The sequence below is a fragment of the Streptosporangium sp. CA-135522 genome, from assembly GCF_050949235.1.
Lineage (GTDB): Bacteria > Actinomycetota > Actinomycetes > Streptosporangiales > Streptosporangiaceae > Streptosporangium.
The window spans coordinates 2,962,153-2,979,601 of sequence record NZ_CP192026.1 but is presented as its reverse complement, the minus strand read 5'-3'; the positions used below and the strand labels follow the sequence as shown (position 1 = coordinate 2,979,601).

14 protein-coding genes are annotated in these 17,449 nt (G+C 72.4%); 8 read left to right on the top strand and 6 right to left on the bottom strand.

What is annotated here, in order from left to right; genetic code table 11:
- Positions 1-53 precede the first annotated feature (53 nt).
- The 7 genes from ACQPYK_RS14115 (at position 54) to ACQPYK_RS14085 (ending at position 5,217) form a co-directional block, all read left to right on the top strand.
- Positions 54-278 (top strand): hypothetical protein, encoded by a 225-nt coding sequence (locus ACQPYK_RS14115; protein WP_433255123.1) that lies wholly within the window; start codon positions 54-56, stop codon positions 276-278.
- Entirely contained in the window at positions 275-718 is a 444-nt protein-coding gene (locus ACQPYK_RS14110) for a hypothetical protein (protein WP_433255121.1), read from the top strand. The genes ACQPYK_RS14115 and ACQPYK_RS14110 overlap by 4 nt, the downstream gene beginning before the upstream one ends.
- Positions 715-990 carry a hypothetical protein gene (locus tag ACQPYK_RS14105; RefSeq protein WP_433255119.1) on the top strand — a complete coding sequence of 92 codons (276 nt, stop codon included), beginning with the start codon at positions 715-717 and terminating at the stop codon, positions 988-990. Before ACQPYK_RS14110 ends, ACQPYK_RS14105 begins: the two co-directional genes overlap by 4 nt.
- Positions 991-1,730: 740 nt before the next feature.
- A complete protein-coding gene (locus tag ACQPYK_RS14100; protein ID WP_433255116.1) occupies positions 1,731-2,183 on the top strand; it encodes an NUDIX domain-containing protein in 453 nt (150 codons plus the stop codon).
- Between the two features lie 59 nt (positions 2,184-2,242).
- Complete coding sequence (locus ACQPYK_RS14095) at positions 2,243-3,445, top strand: hypothetical protein (protein WP_433255114.1); 1,203 nt, start codon at positions 2,243-2,245, stop codon at positions 3,443-3,445.
- A 382-nt stretch (positions 3,446-3,827) separates the two neighbouring features.
- Entirely contained in the window at positions 3,828-4,373 is a 546-nt protein-coding gene (locus ACQPYK_RS14090) for a C40 family peptidase (protein WP_433255111.1), read from the top strand.
- 7 nt (positions 4,374-4,380) lie between these two features.
- A complete protein-coding gene (locus ACQPYK_RS14085; protein ID WP_433255108.1) occupies positions 4,381-5,217 on the top strand; it encodes an LLM class flavin-dependent oxidoreductase in 837 nt (278 codons plus the stop codon).
- Between the two features lie 91 nt (positions 5,218-5,308).
- Here ACQPYK_RS14085 and ACQPYK_RS14080 read toward each other — a convergent pair whose 3' ends face one another.
- From ACQPYK_RS14080 to ACQPYK_RS14070, 3 genes are all read right to left on the bottom strand, one after another.
- The gene (locus tag ACQPYK_RS14080; protein ID WP_433255105.1) at positions 5,309-6,388 is read right to left on the bottom strand and encodes a hypothetical protein; all 1,080 of its coding nucleotides are present in this window, start codon (positions 6,386-6,388) and stop codon (positions 5,309-5,311) included.
- 65 nt (positions 6,389-6,453) lie between these two features.
- Entirely contained in the window at positions 6,454-9,423 is a 2,970-nt protein-coding gene (locus ACQPYK_RS14075; RefSeq protein WP_433258790.1) for a bifunctional [glutamine synthetase] adenylyltransferase/[glutamine synthetase]-adenylyl-L-tyrosine phosphorylase, read from the bottom strand.
- A 283-nt stretch (positions 9,424-9,706) separates the two neighbouring features.
- Positions 9,707-10,408, bottom strand: a complete 702-nt coding sequence (locus ACQPYK_RS14070; RefSeq protein ID WP_433255103.1) for a type 1 glutamine amidotransferase — start codon at positions 10,406-10,408, stop codon at positions 9,707-9,709.
- 271 nt (positions 10,409-10,679) lie between these two features.
- Between ACQPYK_RS14070 and ACQPYK_RS14065 the strand changes: the two genes are divergently transcribed.
- The gene (locus ACQPYK_RS14065; protein WP_433255100.1) at positions 10,680-11,543 is read left to right on the top strand and encodes an alpha/beta hydrolase; all 864 of its coding nucleotides are present in this window, start codon (positions 10,680-10,682) and stop codon (positions 11,541-11,543) included.
- Here ACQPYK_RS14065 and ACQPYK_RS14060 read toward each other — a convergent pair.
- The 3 genes from ACQPYK_RS14060 to ACQPYK_RS14050 form a co-directional block, all read right to left on the bottom strand.
- Complete coding sequence (locus tag ACQPYK_RS14060) at positions 11,533-12,468, bottom strand: acyl-CoA desaturase (protein WP_433255098.1); 936 nt, start codon at positions 12,466-12,468, stop codon at positions 11,533-11,535. The genes ACQPYK_RS14065 and ACQPYK_RS14060 overlap by 11 nt on opposite strands.
- Positions 12,469-12,666: 198 nt before the next feature.
- Complete coding sequence (locus tag ACQPYK_RS14055; protein ID WP_433255096.1) at positions 12,667-16,110, bottom strand: serine/threonine-protein kinase; 3,444 nt, start codon at positions 16,108-16,110, stop codon at positions 12,667-12,669.
- A gap of 80 nt (positions 16,111-16,190) precedes the next feature.
- On the bottom strand, positions 16,191-16,916 hold the full coding sequence (locus tag ACQPYK_RS14050; RefSeq protein ID WP_433255093.1) for a hypothetical protein: 726 nt from the start codon (positions 16,914-16,916) through the stop codon (positions 16,191-16,193).
- Between the last annotated feature and the right edge of the window lie 533 nt (positions 16,917-17,449).

The window sequence follows — 17,449 nt, the reverse complement described above, 5'->3', positions numbered from 1 at the left end:
GCCCGGCGCTTGCGACGACCGGACGGGCCCTTGATCGGATGGAGGTCCGATCCATGGAGAATGCTAGATCCGCGATGCCCGAGTCCGCGAGCCCCACGATTCCGGGCTGGCGGCTGATCCTCAGTGACCGGGGCCGCTTCTGGGCCGTCCGTGAAAAGCCGTTCCCCCGGGGCGCGTTGCGCGCCGGAGCCGAGCCCACCGTGGACGCCGACACCTTCGACGGGTTAGAGGTCGAGGTCGAACGGCAGGAAGAGATCGCCAAGAAGGTGGTCCCATGATCGGGAACCCCCGCATACCCGGACGGCACCGCGAGAGCTCCGCCCTCGCCATCGTGCACCGCCGTCTGTGGGACGGCCCGGCTCGCGCCGAGGCCGAACGGCTGACCGCCGCCCGGCCGGGTTGGAGCGTGCTCTATAGCCTCGGCAACCGCCGTTTCTACGCCGTAGCGGCCTGGCCGACACCTCAACCGTTGATCGTCGAAGACGACACCCCCGAGGGGCTGGAGGAGCAGATGCACCAGGCGGAGATGGCCTGCGCCTGGCACGCGCTCCCCGTACCTCCCCAGAGCAGGCACGGCGACGCCCTCTCCCAGTCGCACGCCGCCGTGCCGCAGGTCCCGCACAACGCAGCGCGAAGGGGTCCCGACGTTGTGCGTGACGCGGGCGGGCGGAGTCCTCACCCGTCCCGCCCGCGTCATCCACACGGGAGTACGCAGTGACCGATCCCGAGACGCCCATCCTCAAAGGGGTGCTCATCACGCGGCAGCAATGCCAGCTCGCCGCGTTGGAGCAGACCTTCCCCGGCTGGCACATCACCCATGATCCGCTCCTCGGCCGCTGGACGGCCACCCGGCGTGCACCACTGTCCGAGCGGGAGCAGAGGGGAGGCGTCAAGTACATGATCACCTATCCCTCGGCCGAGGCGCTCGGCTCTGCGCTGGCCGATCAGGTCGAGCCGGCGCACACCTACGGGCGGCGAGCCAACCCCTGAGCTGGCGCGGCGGCACGGAGCGCCCCCGTCCCGCGTCGCCGCGCCGTCCCATCCTCGGGTGACCCTCATCCCCAGGGCAGACGCGACCGCACGGCCACTGTCCAGTCACCATGACCAGCTTCTGTTCACACATCGGAGAGATCGTTGAACCTCAAACGCGTTGGGAACATCATCTTCATCGCCGGCACCCTGGCGTTCGCCGCATGGCTGGTGAGTTCACCGGCCACGGTGCCGATACCCGTCCTCGCAGTGATGACCGCGCTATGCGCGGCGGGCCTGGCCGCGACGTCCCTGCCCCTCCTGCGCAGGCGATCCCGGTACAGACTTCCCGTAAGCACGCCCTCATGGGTCGGCCACGGGTAAGCGACCGCCCGGCACCAGGGCAGGTGCCGTGGAACGCCGGTCGCGGCGGCGCCTCCGCTTTGAGTCCTCCTCAGGCGGAGGCGCTGCTCTTCCTTCGCGTCGGCCGATCCTCGGCGTGCTACTCGGGTCGAACAAGCAGCCGAGCTACGAGAAACGCGCCGACCAGTAGGTGCTGACACAGAGACACGCCCCGTTCCTTCCTCCAAGAGATGGTGCGTCGTGACGAGCAGCAGCACTCGACCAGGGATGCCGAGAAAACGCCAGCGGCAAATCAGCCACCGGCCCCTCTCCCGGCGGCGGGCATGGCAATGTGCAACACGCCATCTCCGTGGCCCCGAACCAGAAGGCGGCGCGGATGAAACCCCGAAGGGATCAGCATGAAGAATCTCCTCGCCCGCCTGTGGCGCCTCATCCGCGGCCCTCTGCAGTGGCGCGTGCTGTGGCTGTGGCACGCGAAATTCATGGTCGGAGTCACCGGGGTCGTCCGCGACGACAAGGGGCGCGTGCTCCTCCTGCGGCACCGCATGTGGCCGCCGGACCGGCAGTGGGGCTGCCCTACCGGCTACGCCAACAAGAGTGAGGCATTCGAGGACACAGTCGTCCGCGAGGTGCACGAAGAAACCGGGCTGGATGTCAAGGTCAACCGGCTCGTGCACATCAAAAGCGGATACAAGCTGCGGGTCGAGGTGGCCTACGAGGCTCTGCTCACCGGCGGCACACTCAAGATGGACTCCACTGAGATCCTGGAGGCGAAATGGTTTTCGCCGCACGACCTCCCCGAGGGGGTACAGGAGTCGCACCGGCTCCTGATCCAGCACACACAGCCCTAACAGGGCGCTCCTGCCTGGCTCCCAACGAACACCTTGCCGGCGAGCCCGCCGACCGCCCGGTGCTCGTCGAGCGGCTCGCCGCCCAGCGGGCGACCGCCGGCCTGGACCGCGCTCACCCGAGCCTGGTCTTCTCGCTCCTGCCCTGGGTACTGGCCGATCTCGGCGAGAACAGCGAAGCCCAGGAGATTTTCTACACCGGCGCGTCCCTCCTGGCCGCCCGCTACGAGGAACTGGGCCTGCACCGGCTCCTGCCGACCGACCGCGTATGGGTCGGCGTCCGCTCCCCCCGCGCCGGCGCCTTCGGCGGGTTCCACCACCCCGACCAGGGGTATCGGCACCTGCAGATGGGTGCCGTCATCACCCGCTACGGCCCCCTGGACAATCCCGCGTCGGCGTCCCCTGAGCTGGTGGCGCTGGATCTGCTGCGCGCCTACGCCCACGACTGCCTCCATTACGGCTCCTACCGCGAGTATCGGCTCTGGCGCGGCGAGCTGGTCCGTACCCGGTACGGCATCAACAGCCGCGGCGTGGATGGCCGCACCTACTCGGCGCCCGACCCTGCCGGATCGATCTCGACCCGCAACCTGGGCGTCGTGATGGAGGGCGCCACCGACCGCGAAGCCGCGGCCATCACCCGGCAGGCCGCCCAGCGGGTAGGAGCGGCCGAGCCGGAAGGGGTGGATCGCTTCGCTTTCCGCGACGTCACCGGCTCTCTCACCGCTGACGACTTGGCCGCCCTCCCCCTTCGACAGGCCGACGCGAACCGACCGGGTACCGCGGAGGACTTCCTGTCCTCGATGGACTCCTACGCTCGCGGGGTGAACAGCCGCTACCGCATCTTCCTGTCCGAGGTCGGCGGCGACGAAGCCGATGCTCTCCACACCGTCATCGTGCAAGCGACGATCAGCGGATGCGTAGCCTCGCTGTCGGCGTGGCTCGACGATCGACATGGCCCCGAGGCGTTCATCCGTCTCTTCAGGCCGCCTCCTACAGTGGGCCTGAACCAAACGCCGGCACATAGGCCGCGCAATGCGAAGAAGCCCCGCCGTCTCAAGACGCATTCCAGAGGACGGCGGGGCTTTCTACTGAAACCGATGAGACCAGCGGGACGTCTGAGCCGTGAGGCCACGCGAGGGGCGCGGGTGACGCGTCGGGCTATGACGACGGCGTGGCCGTCGTCCCCCGGGGAGACTGGACACCCCTCAGCGGCGACGAGGCCGACCGGCTGCGGCCCGATGACGCCACCCCGACCAGCGTGGTGATCGAGCTGGTCGCCCAGCCTCTGCCGGTGTTCGCCTCTGACGATCTACAAGGCCGTGTGGACGTCGCGACCGCTCGGCGCGTCCTGACTCACCACGCCCCTATCGCCCCCTAAGGGACGAATGGCGCATTCAATTCAATTCAATGCCACACGAGGAAATATGCGGACATTCTGCATCTGTGTATCCGCTTTTTCGTAGCATCCCGCCTGCCCCATGCCGGCTGCGGCACCATGCCCCTCGATTGTCGGCAGCACACCACGACGCCATATTAGGCAGAATAAATTGGACTTGTAGCGATAAACCAAGGCGGGTGAATGTGGCCGGGGTTTCCCAGGGCGAACGGCGGCGCCCGAGGTCGTCCGCGCGTTTTCGAAAACCGGCCGTGGTCGTGGCGCTCACCGGCACCCTCCTGGTCGCCGGCGGCTCGGTGCCGTTCCTGCCCGTCACCCTCAACCGGGTGACCGCGATCGCCTACGCGGTCGCGGCCGGGCAGGACCAGCCGGGCTGGCGGGGCGGCGAGATCCCCTATTCGTGGGGCGGCGGCCACGACGAGGATCCCGGCCCCTCTCTGGGCACCTGTCAGGGGTACAGCGGCGCGATCCGCCCGTGCCCCGCGACCAGGACCCGGGGCCTGGACTGCTCCGGGCTGGCCAGGTGGGTGTACCGCCTGGCGTACGGACGCGACGTCCTGGGGCCGGGCAACACCAACGATCATGTCAGGCGGCTCACGAAGGTGTCCGCGGCAAAGGCCCGGCCCGGGGACCTGGTGTTCTACGGCAAGGTCGGCAGGCGCACGGTGAAGACCCACCACGTGGGCATTTACGTCGGCCATGGCAGGATGATCAACGCGTTGAGAACCGGCACCGAGATCCGGATCGATCCCCTCACGGCCGTCAAGGGCTTCGCCGGCTACTTTCGTTACTCATAGGAGAGACATGCGCCTGGGTGTGATGTTCGACCGCGACCTCCCCCCGGAGTCGCTCATCCCCTTCTGCCGCCATCTGGACGCCACCGAGGTGGACGACGTCTGGGTGGTGGAGGATCTGGGCTGGACCGGCGCGATCTCGTCGGCGGCCACCGCGCTCGCCGTCACCGAGCGGCTGCGCGTGGGCATCGGGATCGCTCCGGCGCCGCTGCGCAATCCGGCCCTGCTGGCCATGGAGCTCGGCAACCTGGCCCGCATGCACCCCCACCGCCTCACGGCCGGGATCGGTCACGGCGTCCAGGACTGGATGCGGCAGGTGGGCGTGCTGGCGCCCTCACCGCTGGCGTTGCTGGAGGAGACCATCGTGGCCGTGCGCGCGCTGCTGCGCGGCGAGACGGTCACCCTCCAGGGCCGGGCCGTACGGATCGACGGGGTGAGCCTGGTGCATCCGCCCGCGACCGCGCCGCCGGTTCTCGCCGGGGTGGTACGGCCCCGCTCGCTGGAGTTGTCCGGACGGGCGGCCCAGGGCACGATCCTGCCCGAGGGGGTCGGCCCCGCCCAGATCGCGCAGGCCCGCAAGTTGACCGGCGGAGACGACCACGAGCTGGTGGTGTTCACGAACCTCTACGTCGGCGACGACGCGGCGGTGGGCGCGCGTCTGGCCGCCGGTTCCGCGAAATTCCTGCACGTCGCCCCGGATGAGGTCGTGCAGGCGGTGGGCTCCCCCAAGGCCGCCGCCGACCAGGTCAGGTCGCTGTGGGAGGCGGGGGCGGACACGGTGGCGCTCCGCCCGTTCGGGCCCGACCCCCTCCCCCAGGTCGACCTGGTCCTGGCCGAGTTGCGCTAGAACCCGCAGCGGGCCCAGGCGCCTCCCCCTGGGCGGGACCGGTCTCACCGCCTGCGCCGGCCCGCCCCGGAACCCCGCCGCGGGCGGGAGACTACGGGCGACGGCCGCGAATGCCGGTCAGCCGGCGCAGGATGTCCCACCAGAAGGAGGCCCCGAACAGCAGCGCGATCACGGTGATCAGGTAACCGGGCCAGTGGCCCGGGCTGATCAGGCGCTCCCACCAGAGACCGCCGTTCCAGTGGAAGGACGGATCCTCCGAGCCGTCAGGGGGGATCGTCACGCTCACGATGGCGTGATCGAAGATCTTGACCAGGGCGGGAGAACTGAAGGACTCGGTCACGCAGGTGTAGGGCTCGCCCGCACCCGCGGCGGCGCACTTTTCCTTGAGCGCGCTCAGTCCGTCCTGGCTGCCGCCCGCGATGGCCGCCACCCCGGCGCGGTAGGCGTTGTCGCGCAGCAGGGTCTTGCCGTACTCCAGCGCGTCCATGCCCAGCAGCAGCGTCAGCGCCAGGCCCAGCGCGAACACCACCCATTTGACGTAGCGGCGGTACAGCGTGGACAGCCGCTGCATCTCACCGTCGAACCAGGCCTCCACGCCCTTGCGGAACTTGCCCAGGTCCCGCTGCGCGCCTTCCCAGACGCCCCGCAGATGCCCGGCCAGCGGGCTGCCGATGGCCTCCAGCTTGGTGAGCAGGCCGTCGATCCCGCCCTCCTCGGCGGCGACCAGCTCCAGCATCGCCCCGGAGAACCGCTCGGGCGGGATGTCGGCGATGCTGGTCCGCGTCCCCTTGGGGTGGTCGATCTCCTGGAGCCGTTCGTACAGCCGCCCGGTCATGTCGACCGGCGGCGCGGGCGCCTCGGCGGCCAGCACCGTGGCAGGGTCCACCGGCACCGGCTCGACCACCGACGGCGCGGGGTCCGGGTCGTGCCGGGGGCGCGGGTCGTCCTTGGAGAAGGGCAGCTTCGCGAAGACGTCGGCGACCTTCGCCGGAATCCACGACTCACCCTCCCGGGGGCCGCCGTCCAAGGTGTCACGGAGGTAGGCCCACAGGAACTTGCTGCGGATCCCGAACAGCCGGACGAAGGCCTCGTTGACCCCGCTCACCAGGAGGGACAGCAGCAGGAAGGCCAGGACCAGCCCGATGGCCAGGTCGATGTAAACGGATATCAAAATGGATCACCCGCACCGTTGATACACGTCTGTCCCGCCTGGCGCAATGCGATCGGAAAAATCGATCAATCTTCGTAGAAAACGCGCTCCACGACCCGGCGGGCGCGGCGGGTGATGCGGCGGTAGTCGTTGACGAGGTCCTCGCTGCTGTCGGGCGGGTAACCGAGGGTCTGCGAGATCAGCGCGCGTTCGCGCAGATCCACCGGGATGGAGTCGGAGGCGCGGCCCCGCACCAGGACCAGGGCGTCGCGGATGCGCGAGGCGAACCGCCAGGCCTGGGCCAGAGCGATCTCGTCGGCGGCCGGCAGCAGCCCTTCGGCGACCGCCGCGCGCAGCGCCTCCAAGGTCCGGGTGGTCCGCAGCGACGGCAGCCGCCCGGCGTGGCGAAGCTGGATGAGCTGGGCCACCCACTCCACGTCGGACAGCCCGCCCCTGCCGAGCTTGGTGTGCAGCGCCGGGTCGGCTCCGCGCGGCAGCCGCTCGGCCTCCATCCGGGCCTTCAGCTTCCTGATCTCCAGCACGGCCGTATCGGAGATGCCGCCGGCCGGATAGCGCAGCGGGTCGGCCAGTGCGAGCAGGGCCGTGCCGAGCGAGGCGTCCCCGGCCGAGAACCGGGCGCGCAGCAGCGCCTGGGACTCCCACGGCGACGACCAGCGCGCGTAGTAGGCGGCGTAGGAGGCCAGCGTGCGGACCAGCGGCCCCTGACGCCCCTCCGGGCGCAGGTCGGGGTCGATGAGCAGCGGCGGGTCGGGGGCGGGCAGCGCCAGCAGGCGGCGCAGCTCGTTGGCCACCGCGAAGGCCACCTCGGTGGCCTCCCGCTCGGGGACTCCCTCCAGCGGCGAGTGCACGAACATCACATCGGCGTCGCTGCCGTAGGAGGATTCGCCGCCGCCCAGGCGGCCCATCGCGATCACCGCGAACTTCGTGCCCAGCCGGACGCGCCGCTCCATCTCGACCTTGCTGATCGCGGCGTCCAGCGCGGCCTGGATGGTGGTGTCGTTGAGCGCGGACAGCGACTGGCCGACCCGCTCGATGTCGATGTGCCCGGCCAGGTCGGCGACCGCCGTGCGCAGCAGTTCTCTGCGCCGCAGCCCGCGCACCGCGGCCACGGCGCTCTCGGCCTCCCCGGGATAGCGGCCGACCGTGGCCCGCGCCTCCGACAGCAGCGCCTCGACGGGCCGGGGGTCGAGCTCCGCGTCCGAACCGAGCATGGCCACCGCGTCGGGCGCGTGCAGCAGCAGGCCCGTCACGTAGCGGCTGGTTCCCAGCAGGCGGGCCAGCCGCGAGGCCACCGCGGTCTCGTCGCGCAACAGCCGCAGGTACCACGGGGTGGCGCCGAGCTTGTCGGAGATCTGGCGGAAGCCGAGCAGGCCGGCGTCCGGGTCGGGGGCGTCGGCGAACCAGCCGAGCATGACCGGGAGCAGGGTCCGCTGGATGGCCGCACGACGCGAGACACCGCTGGTCAGCGCGCTGATGTGGCGAAGCGCCCCGGCGGGATCGGTGTAGCCCAACGCCTCCAGGCGGGCCTGTGCGGCGGCGGTGGAGAGCCGGGCCTCGGACTCCGGCAGGCGGGCCACCGCCTGCAGCAGCGGCCGGTAGAACAGCTTCTCGTGCAGGCGCCTGGCCTCCATCGCGTGCCGCTTCCAGCGGGTGGTGAACTCCCCCACCGGGTCGACGGTCATGCCCAGACCCCGGCCGAGCCGCCGCAGGTCGGTGACGTCCTCGGGCACCACGTGCGTACGGCGCAGCCGGTAGAGCTGGATGAGGTGCTCGATCCGGCGCAGGAACGTGTAGGCCTCGGCGAGGGCCTTGGCGTCCTCCCTGCCGACGTAGCCGCCCCGGGAGAGGGCGGCGAGCGCGGAGAGCGTGGCGCGGCGGCGCAGCAGCGGGTCCAGGCGACCGTGGACGAGCTGGAGCAGCTGGACCGCGAACTCGATGTCGCGCAAGCCCCCCGGCCCCAGCTTGAGCTGGCGTTCGGCCTCGTCCTTGCGCACGTGGTCCTCGACCCGGCGGCGCATGGCCTGCACGTCCTCGACGAACCTCTCCCTGGTGGCGGCCTGCCAGACCATCTCGTTCATCACCGAGACGTACTGGCCGCCGAGGTCGAGGTCACCCGCCACCGGCCGGGCCTTCAGCAGCGCCTGGAACTCCCACGTCTTGGCCCAGCGCCGGTAGTAGGCCTGGTGGCTGGCGAGGGTGCGGACCAACGGCCCGGCCTTGCCCTCGGGGCGCAGCGCCGCGTCCACCTCCCACAGCGAGCCCTCCGGGGTGCTGGCCGAGCAGGCGCGCATCATGCCCTGGGCCAGGCGGGTGGCGAGCCGGATGGCCTCGTGCTCGTCGACGCCTTCGCGCGGCTCGGCCACGAAGACGACGTCGACGTCGCTGATGTAGTTCAGCTCGCGTGCCCCGCATTTGCCCATCCCGATGACGGCCAGCCGTACCGAGCCGGACTCGGCGTGCTCGGAGCGCGCGACGGCGAGCCCTGCCTCCAGCGCGGCGCCGGCCAGGTCGGACAGCTCGGCGGTGACCTCCGCGAGCGAGGCCACGCCGGTGACGTCCCGCGCGGCCAGCCGGAGCAGGTGACCCCGGTAGGCGACGCGCAGCGCGAGCAGGGTGGCGGTGCTCGCGTCACGGGCGCGCGGCTGCGGGTCGTCGGGCTCGGCACCGACCGCGAGCAGCAACCCGGCGCGCAGCTCCTCCTCGGTCGCACGCCGTACGGCATGCGTCCCGCCGAGCAGCCGCCAGTGCTCGGGATGCCTGACGACGTGGTCGCCGAGGGCGGCGCTGACGCCGAAGACGCCGAGCAGCCGGGTCCGCAGGCCGGGGTCGGAGCGGAGCGCGCCGAGAACGCTCGGGTCCTGTTCGGCCAGCCGGTTGAGCGAGGTGAGCGCCAGGTCGGGGTCGGCCACGCCGACCAGGGAGTCCAGCAGGTCGAAGTCGCCGACCGCCTCGGGCCCCAGCTCGTCGAGCAGCCGTTCGGCCCTTGCCCCGTCGGCGAACCCGAGCCGGGCCAGGCGCCCGGCGGTCGTCTGCATCCGGGGCACGGCGTTCACCGACTCTCCCTCATCTTCGATCACAGGCACGGGTGGCCTTCCCAGTTCCTACCCCGACATCCCTACCATGACGGAGGAAACAGGCGCGTTCGCCCCTTCTGCCGCTCGCCTCCGCCGCTCGCCGGCCGCGCGGATCGAGCGCCGCCCTCCACCCGCGCCCGTCCACCGAGCCGGGCCCGCGCTCGGGGAAACCGGGAGCGCCGCCGCACACGCTAATCCCGAAAGTGTGCTGCGTCGTTAGTGGATTCGCACCGTAATCGCTCGGTCACGCGGATTGGACGACGGCGGCGAACCGCTCGGCGAGCCTTCGCCAGGTGTCCACCAGGTCCTCTTCGGCCTCCTTCACCTGCGTGTTGAGCTCCTCGACCGAATAGCCCAGGGCGGTCAGCTGATCGGCCGAGCCGCCGGTCCAGCCGGTGAAGATCTCGGCGGTGGCCTCGGGGTGGAACTGCACCGCCCACGCCCTCTCCCCCAGCCGGTAGGCCTGGTTGGGGTAGGGGTCCCCGGCCGCCAGCCGTACCGCGCCCTCGGGGAGGCGGGTCATCGCGTCGCCGTGGTACTGAACGGCCTGGGTGGGGCCGAGCCCGGCGAACAGCGGATCGTCGGCGGCTTCCGGGAGCGGGACGACCTCCCGCGCGCCCACCTCCAGCCCGTGCTCGCCCCGTTCGACGGCGCCGCCGCAGGCGAGGGTCATCAGCTGGGCGCCCAGGCAGATCCCCAGGGTCGGCACGCCGCCCTCGACCGAGTTCCGGATCAGGTCACGGGTGGCGGGCAACCAGGGGTGGTCCTCGTCCTCCCACGCCGCCGCCTCGCCACCGAGCACGATCAACCCGTCGTCGGCGCGCTCGGGAACCGCCTCGCCCAGATAGGGCCTGACCACCTCGCAGCCGGCTCCTGCGCCGGCCAGCCATCCGGCGAAGAAGCCCAGGCCCGCGGCGGCCTCGTGCTCGATGACAGTGATTCTCATGCGGTAATTATGGGCTGCCGGGGATGCCGCGCCTACCGGCCCGCGACGCCCATCCGGCGCGCGACGGTGCCGATCGAGGGCTCTTCGACCCGGGCGGGGGATCCCGCCGCCATGGACGCGACGCAGGTGGGCGCGGGGTGCGTGCAGTATGAATGCGAAGTGATCGGGCCGTCCCGGGGACGGCCGCGTTCGAAGAGCGACGCGTCACCCGGTCGGGCAGGTACGACCGGCGTTTCGCGCGATCCGCCCCGCCGACCGTGAGGAGAGTTCCTTGAGCCCTGTTTTCAGCGATGTCGATGTCCCCGGCGGACGGCTGCGTGTCGCCCGGTTCGGCGCCGGGCCCCGACTGATCGTGGCCGTGCACGGCATCACCGCCTCGCTCATGGCCTGGAACGCGGTCGCCCGCCGGCTGCCCGCCGAATGGTCGCTGGTGGCGATGGATCTGCGGGGCCGTGGCCACAGCGCCGACCTGCCGGGCCCGTACGGCCTGCCGCGGCACGCCGAGGACGTCCGCCTGGTGACCCGGTCCCTGGGCGCGGAGTCCGACATCGTGCTGACCGGCCACTCGATGGGCGCCTATGTCGCCGCTCTCGCCGCGGCCGATCACGACTACGCCAGGGTCGTGCTGGTCGACGGCGGCCTCCCGCTGCCCCTGCCGCCCGGTGTGGATCCCGACGCGGCCCTGACCGCCGCCCTCGGCCCGGCCCTCGCCCGGCTCGGCCGGACCTTCCCGAGCACCGACGCCTACGTCGACTTCTTCAAGGCGCACCCCGCCTTCGTCGGCGAATGGAACGACCGGATGGAGGACTACGTCCGCTATGACGCGGTCGGCCCCGAGGGCGCGGTGCGTTCACGGGCGCGGGAGGAGGCGGTTCTGCAGGACGGCCGCTGGCTGCGCGTCGAGGTCGAGGCGATCGGCGCCGCGCTGCACGCGGTGAAGTCGCCGCTGTCGCTGCTGCGGGCCCCACGCGGGCTGCTCGACCAGCCGGTCGGCATGATTCCCGCCGAGCTGGCCGCCGAGTGGACGGGGCGGCTGCCCGGCCTGCGGGACGAGTTGGTGGACGACTGCAACCACTACACGATCCTGTTGAAGGACCGTTGCGCCGCGCTGGTGGCCGACCGCCTCACGCGGTGACCACTCGCCGGGCGGCGATCCGTCCGGCGTCCGGCCAGCGGACGTCCCAGACCCAGCCGAGCCGCTCGAACAGCCAGATCAGCCGGGCGCTCGGATCCACCTGGCCGCGCAGGACGCCGTGCCTGGCGCAGGTGGGGTCGGCGTGGTGCAGGTTGTGCCACGCCTCCCCCAGCGAGACCAGCGCCAGCCACCACACGTTGCGGGAGCGGTCCCTGACCGAGAAATCCTCCCTGCCGAAGGTGTGGCAGATGGAGTTGATCGACCAGGTCACGTGGTGCAGGACGAAGACGCGCACCAGCCCGCCCCAGAAGCAGGCGGTGAGCGCGGCGTGCCAGGAGCCGCCCCACAGGCCTCCGGCCAGCGCGGGCAGGCCGAGCGAGAGCAGCACGACCGGCACGTAGGCCAGGTTGTGCGACAGGAACCTGATGGGCCGGTCGGCGAGCAGGTCGGGGCAGAACCGCCGCCGAGAGGTGCGCTCGGGGCTGAAGAGCCAGCCGACGTGGGCGTGGGACAGCCCCCTGGCCAGCCCGGTGAAGCCGGGACCGAACCGCCAGGGCGAGTGCGGATCGCCCTCCTTGTCGGCGTACTTGTGGTGCCGCCGGTGATCGGCCACCCAGCGGATCACCGGCCCCTGCAGCGACATGCCTCCGGCGACCGCCAGGAGCACCCGCAGCCAGCTCCTGGCCTGGAAGGACCGGTGGGTGAAGTGCCGGTGGTAGCCGACGGTGACGCCGAACCCGGTGATGAGATACATCACCACCGCGATGACCACGTCCCGCCACCCCAGTCCCCAGCCCCAGGCGAACGGGACGGCGGCCAGCACGGCGAGGAAGGGGACGACGACGAACAGGACGATCAGCAAGCGCTCGAACCACGGCGTGGGCGCGACGGCGAGGTCCGGCGGCACAGCGGAAGGGGAGGCCATGCCCGCCGAACTTAATCGCCCGTAACGTCGCAGGCTGCACCCCGAAAAGCGATTTATCCAGCGAAAGTTATCACCGGGCGAACAGCGCGCCCGGGGGCTGCCGGGGAGAAGACCGGCCGGGGACGGGCCGGCCGATGGACACCTCAGGGAAAGCGGGCCAAGAGCGGTCCGGGCGATGGACACCGCGGGGAAAGCGGGTCACGGACAGGCCGGCCGATAGGCGACCTCAGGGACGTATCGGGCCCAGTCCCGGGGGGACAGCCCGCCTCCGGCACGCGAGCACACCGCCCGTACGGCCCGTTCCGGGTCGAGGGGCCGGTCGGCGACGGTGCCGTCCGCGGTGACCGTCCGCAGCGTCCGGCCGCCGTCCGGGAACGCCACACCCGTCACCGCCCGGTCCACGCCCGCCGCCGGCCGCCCGATCTGCGCGCCGCTCGCCGCGTCCCACAGCGCCAGCCGGCCACCGCCCGAGGTGACCAGCAGTCCGCCGTCCGGTGAGAAGGCCGCGAGGTCCACCCCTCCGGGGTGGGCGGCGATCGCCGGGCCGCGCGGCCTTCGGGTGGCGGCGTCCCACAGCTGGACCCGCCCGGCGGCGTCGCCGGTGGCGAGCAGCTCCCCCTTGGGGGCGAATGTCACCGTGCGCACATCGCCCGCCCCGTCGAGCGTGGCGGCGGCGCCTTCCCGCAACGGCGTCAGGGTGACCCCTGCCGGGCCTCCCCGGGCCAGCCGCGTGCCGTCCGGCTGGAGGGCCAGGGCCAGGGCCGTCGTGTCCTCTCCCGGCAGCCGCCTGCCCGGCTTGCCGGACGCGACGTCCCACAACTCGACGAACGACCGGTCGGAACCGGTGGAGGCGGCGACGGCGAGGCCGCGCCCGTCGGCGGTGAACGCGATGCGCGAGGCGGACTTGCCGTCCCAGCGCAGCTCTCCCAGCCGTCTTCCCGAAGCGGTGTCGAACAGGTGCACCACGGGCTCGGAGTCGGGGGTGACGGCGAGGATCCCGCCGTCGGGGCTGAAGACGATTCCCAGCGCTCCGGCGCCCTGCTCGGGGGCCGGTGGGGTCGGCGGCACCGCGAGGGTGGCCACCGCCCTGCCCGTGTGCGCCTGCCGCACCTCGACCTCGCGGCGGGCGCCGAACGCGGTCTGCACGGCGATGCGGGCGCCGTCCGCGCTGAGCGCGCCGCCCTGCGCGATTCCGGCGCCGGACCGTCCGGGCACGGCGAGCGTGACCACCGAGCCGGCGCCGTCGACGAAACGCAGGGCACGGCCGTCCCGGGAGAAGCGCACGCTCTCGGCTCCGGGCTGCTCGTCGGTGGAGTAGTCCAGCAGCGTCACGACACCGGGCACACCCACCAGGACGACCCCGCCCAGATGGAGTACCGCCAACGTCCGGCCGTCCGGGGAGAACAGCAGATGGCCGCTCCGCGGGACGCCGATCTCGCCGAGCCGCCTGCCGGAGTCCACGTTCCAGAAGACCAGCCTGTCGTCGCGGCCCAGCGCCAGCGTCCGGCCGTCGGCGCTCAGCGCCACGTCCACCGAACCGGTTCCGGCCGGCGGTGCCGGGGCCCGCAGCCGCCGGCCGGTTCGCAGGTCCCACAGCCGGACGGTGCCGTCGCCCGAGGTGACCGCCAGGCGTCCGCCGCCCGCCGAGCGGCCCCAGACCTGCCCGCCGGGCAGCCGCAGCGGCTTGCCTCCGCGCTCGATGTCCCGCACCACCAGGTCGGAGCCGTCGAACGACAGCAGGTCCGCACCGTCGGGGCTGATCGCGGCCCAGCTCCCCGCCTCGCCGTACACCCCGGGCAGTTGCCTGCCGGCCGTCAGATCCCACAGGCGCAGACCCTCGGCGGTGTCGATCGCGGCGTGGCGCGGTGTCGCCCCCTGGGCCACGCCGGTGGCGGTCAGGCCGGGCGCCCGGATCGAGCGCAGCTCGTGGCCGGTGGCCGCGTCCCAGAGGGTGATCGCGTCGGTGCCCGCGCCGAGCAGTGCCGTCCCGTCCGTGCTCAGGGTGTAGTGCGTCGCCGAGCGCGGCACCGGCACGACGGAGGTCTCCCGCTGCGCCAGGGAGCTCTGCAGGGCGGCACGAGACTCCGCGACCGGCGCGATCGCGTGAGCCGCCGCGCTGAGCCTCATCGCGGTCAGCGGGTCCGCTCGGCGCAGGGCGTCGGCCTGACCGGCCAGGCGACGGGCGACGGCCTCGTCCAGCTGGACGGCGATCCGCTCGCGCTGCGCGGCCACCGTGACCCGGCGCTGCTCGGCGACGGCGACCGCCGCCAGCGCCACGGCGAGCAGCACGGCCAGGGCGGCGGTCAGCAGGCGACGCGCGCGTATCCTGCGACGGCTCAGCGACGAGGCCGCTCTGAGAAAGGCGGTCTCCAGGTGGTTGAGCTTGATGTGCCTGCGACCGGTGGCGGCCCACTCCATCGCCTCGTCGAGCGGAGTGCCCTGCAGCAGGTCGCCGTCCTTGCGCCCGCCGGAGTCCCAGAGCCGGGCGGCCTCGCTGACCCGCTGGCGGACCGGCAGGCCGGCGAGCTCGGCGGCGGACCACTCGCGCAGTCGCGGCCACGCCCGCAGCAGGCCCGGCCGCTCCAGCGTGACGGCCTCGCCCGTCACGCGGACCAGCCCCGCGGCGGCGAACGCGGCCAGTACCCGATCGGACTCCGGCGTGCCGTTGACCTCGGCCCGCGGGGCGTTCCTGGCCTCACGGCCGTCCGCGCTGACCAGGCGCAGGAAGATCTGCGGGACGACCTCCTGCTCGGCGGGCGCGAGCCGGGTGAACACCTCCTCGGCGAGCTGGGCGAGCGAGGGCGAGGCATCGGCCCGCAGGGCGGCGGCGGCGAGCGCCCCGGCCTCCGGGCTGTCCTGACCGAGCAGGCCGAGCAGGAGCTCTCGCGCGGCCGGGCGAGCCGCGGGGTCCTTGGCCAGGGCGGCCGACACCAGGGGGCGCACGTCAGGCGGCAGGGGCGAGACGTCGGGCTGGCTGGAGAGCACGCGATGCATGACGGCGCCGAGGGTCTCGGCGCGGAAGGGATCGTCGCCGGTGGCCGCGTAGAGCACGATGGCGCCGAAGGCGAAGACGTCGGCGGGAGCGCCGGCCCGCGCGCCGGCGAGGACCTCGGGCGCCATGTAGGTCGGGGTGCCGACGACGAGCCCGGTCGAGGTGAGGGACATCTCAGCGGTGCGGGCGACGCCGAAGTCGATGACCCGGGGACCGTCGGGACCGAGCAGCACGTTGTCCGGCTTGAGATCGCGGTGGACCACTCCCGCCGCGTGAATGGCGGTCATCGCGGTGGCGACGGCGATGGCCAGGCGGCGCAGCCGGTCCTCGTCCAGCGGCCCGGAGATCTGTACGGCGCGGCGCAGACTGGGCCCGTCGATGAACTCGCTGACGATGTAGGGGCGGGGCGCGTCGAGGTCGGCGTGCAGCACCCGGGCCGTGCAGAAAGAGGAGACCCGGGTCGCGGCGGCGACCTCCCTGGCGATCCGTCCCCGGTCGGTGTCGGCGTGCAGCAGCTTGACCGCGACCCGGCGCCCGTCGGGGTCGTAGGCGTCGTAGACCACCCCCTGGCCGCCTTCGCCGAGACGGCCGGCCAGGAGGTGGTCCCCGATGCGTTGTGGATCCCCGGGGCGGAGCCGTTGCGACGTCACCACGGGATGGTAGACGCCGCGACGGGCCCGGCGGTTCGGTTCGGTTCGGCCCGGCATCGAATCGCCGGGCCGCCGGTGGTTCAGGCCGGGGCGATCCAGACGGCCTTGGCGGCGGCCACCAGGGTGCCGTCCGCCTCGTAGACGGCGCTCTCGCCGAAGAGCTTGCGGCCCTCGCGGCCGGTGGCCCGGCCGACCACGGAGTAGGTGCCGCCGGGGTAGATGCGGCGGTGGACCTGCGCGGTCAGGCGGCCGAGCAGCGCGAACTCGCCGGGCGCGAAGTGGGCCCAGCCGGTGACGCAGTCGAGCGCGGCCCAGATGATCGCGTCGGGGACGACGCCGTCCTCATCGGTGACGGTCATCGGTACTCGCCAACCGGCGGCGACCAGGTCGGTGCCGGACACCGGGCCGGGGAAGATCCGCAGACCGTCGCCGGGGTCGCGCATGCCGCAGGCGAAGCAGCCGGGGAAGGCGTGGCCGCGGAGCCCGGCGAAGCCGCTCTCGGCGAGGGCCGCCTTGTTGAAGGGCACGAACGCCGGCGCGTCGAGCTGCTCGGCGACCGGAATGGCCTCCACCAGGAGGGTGTCGCCGTGGGTGAGGGTGGCGCTGTTGGCGAGGTGCCGCAGGGACAGCTCGGTCTCCAGCGGCGTGGGGGCGTGCAGCGTGACCTCGACAGCCGAGTCGTGCCGGGCGCCGTGCAACGCCTCGGTGACCGTGCCCGCGATCCATCCGCCGTTCGCGGTGCCCTCGGGCCCGCGGAAACGCGCCGGAACGGACAACACGGTCTGCAGCTCGGCAGCCGTCGTCATGCCGCACCTCCATATCGCCTTATATGGCTATTGATCGTCAAAAATCACTTTAAACAGACCGACCGATTTTACCGGAGTCGTTGGCTGTACAGCGAACCAGGGGGTCCGATGGTCCGCGGGCGTCCGGAAGTGGGCGGCATGCCGTCCGGGTCGCGGCGGACCGCACGTCTTGTGGACGGCGGTACGGCCGGTCGCGCCGCCCGACCGTACCGGTCCGGTCGAGCCGGTCCGGTCGCCCGGGGCGGAACGCCCGCGCGCACGGCGCCGAGCATATCGCCGGGAAACCCGCCGCCGCCCCGCGTTTGATCAGATATCCCGTACGGCCGGCGCCCCCTTCCCGCCTTCGGCGGAGGGGTCGTCGAAGTACGGCCGGAACCCGCGCACCGTCTGCCGGGGGTTCCGGCGATGAGGACCTGGCCGCCTCGCCCGACGATCACCTGCTAGGGGGTGCCGTGGCCGCGCCGACCAGCGCCACGGCCACGGGACCGAACGCGGTCCCCAGCAGATAGCACAGGCTGAGCAGGCCGATCGCG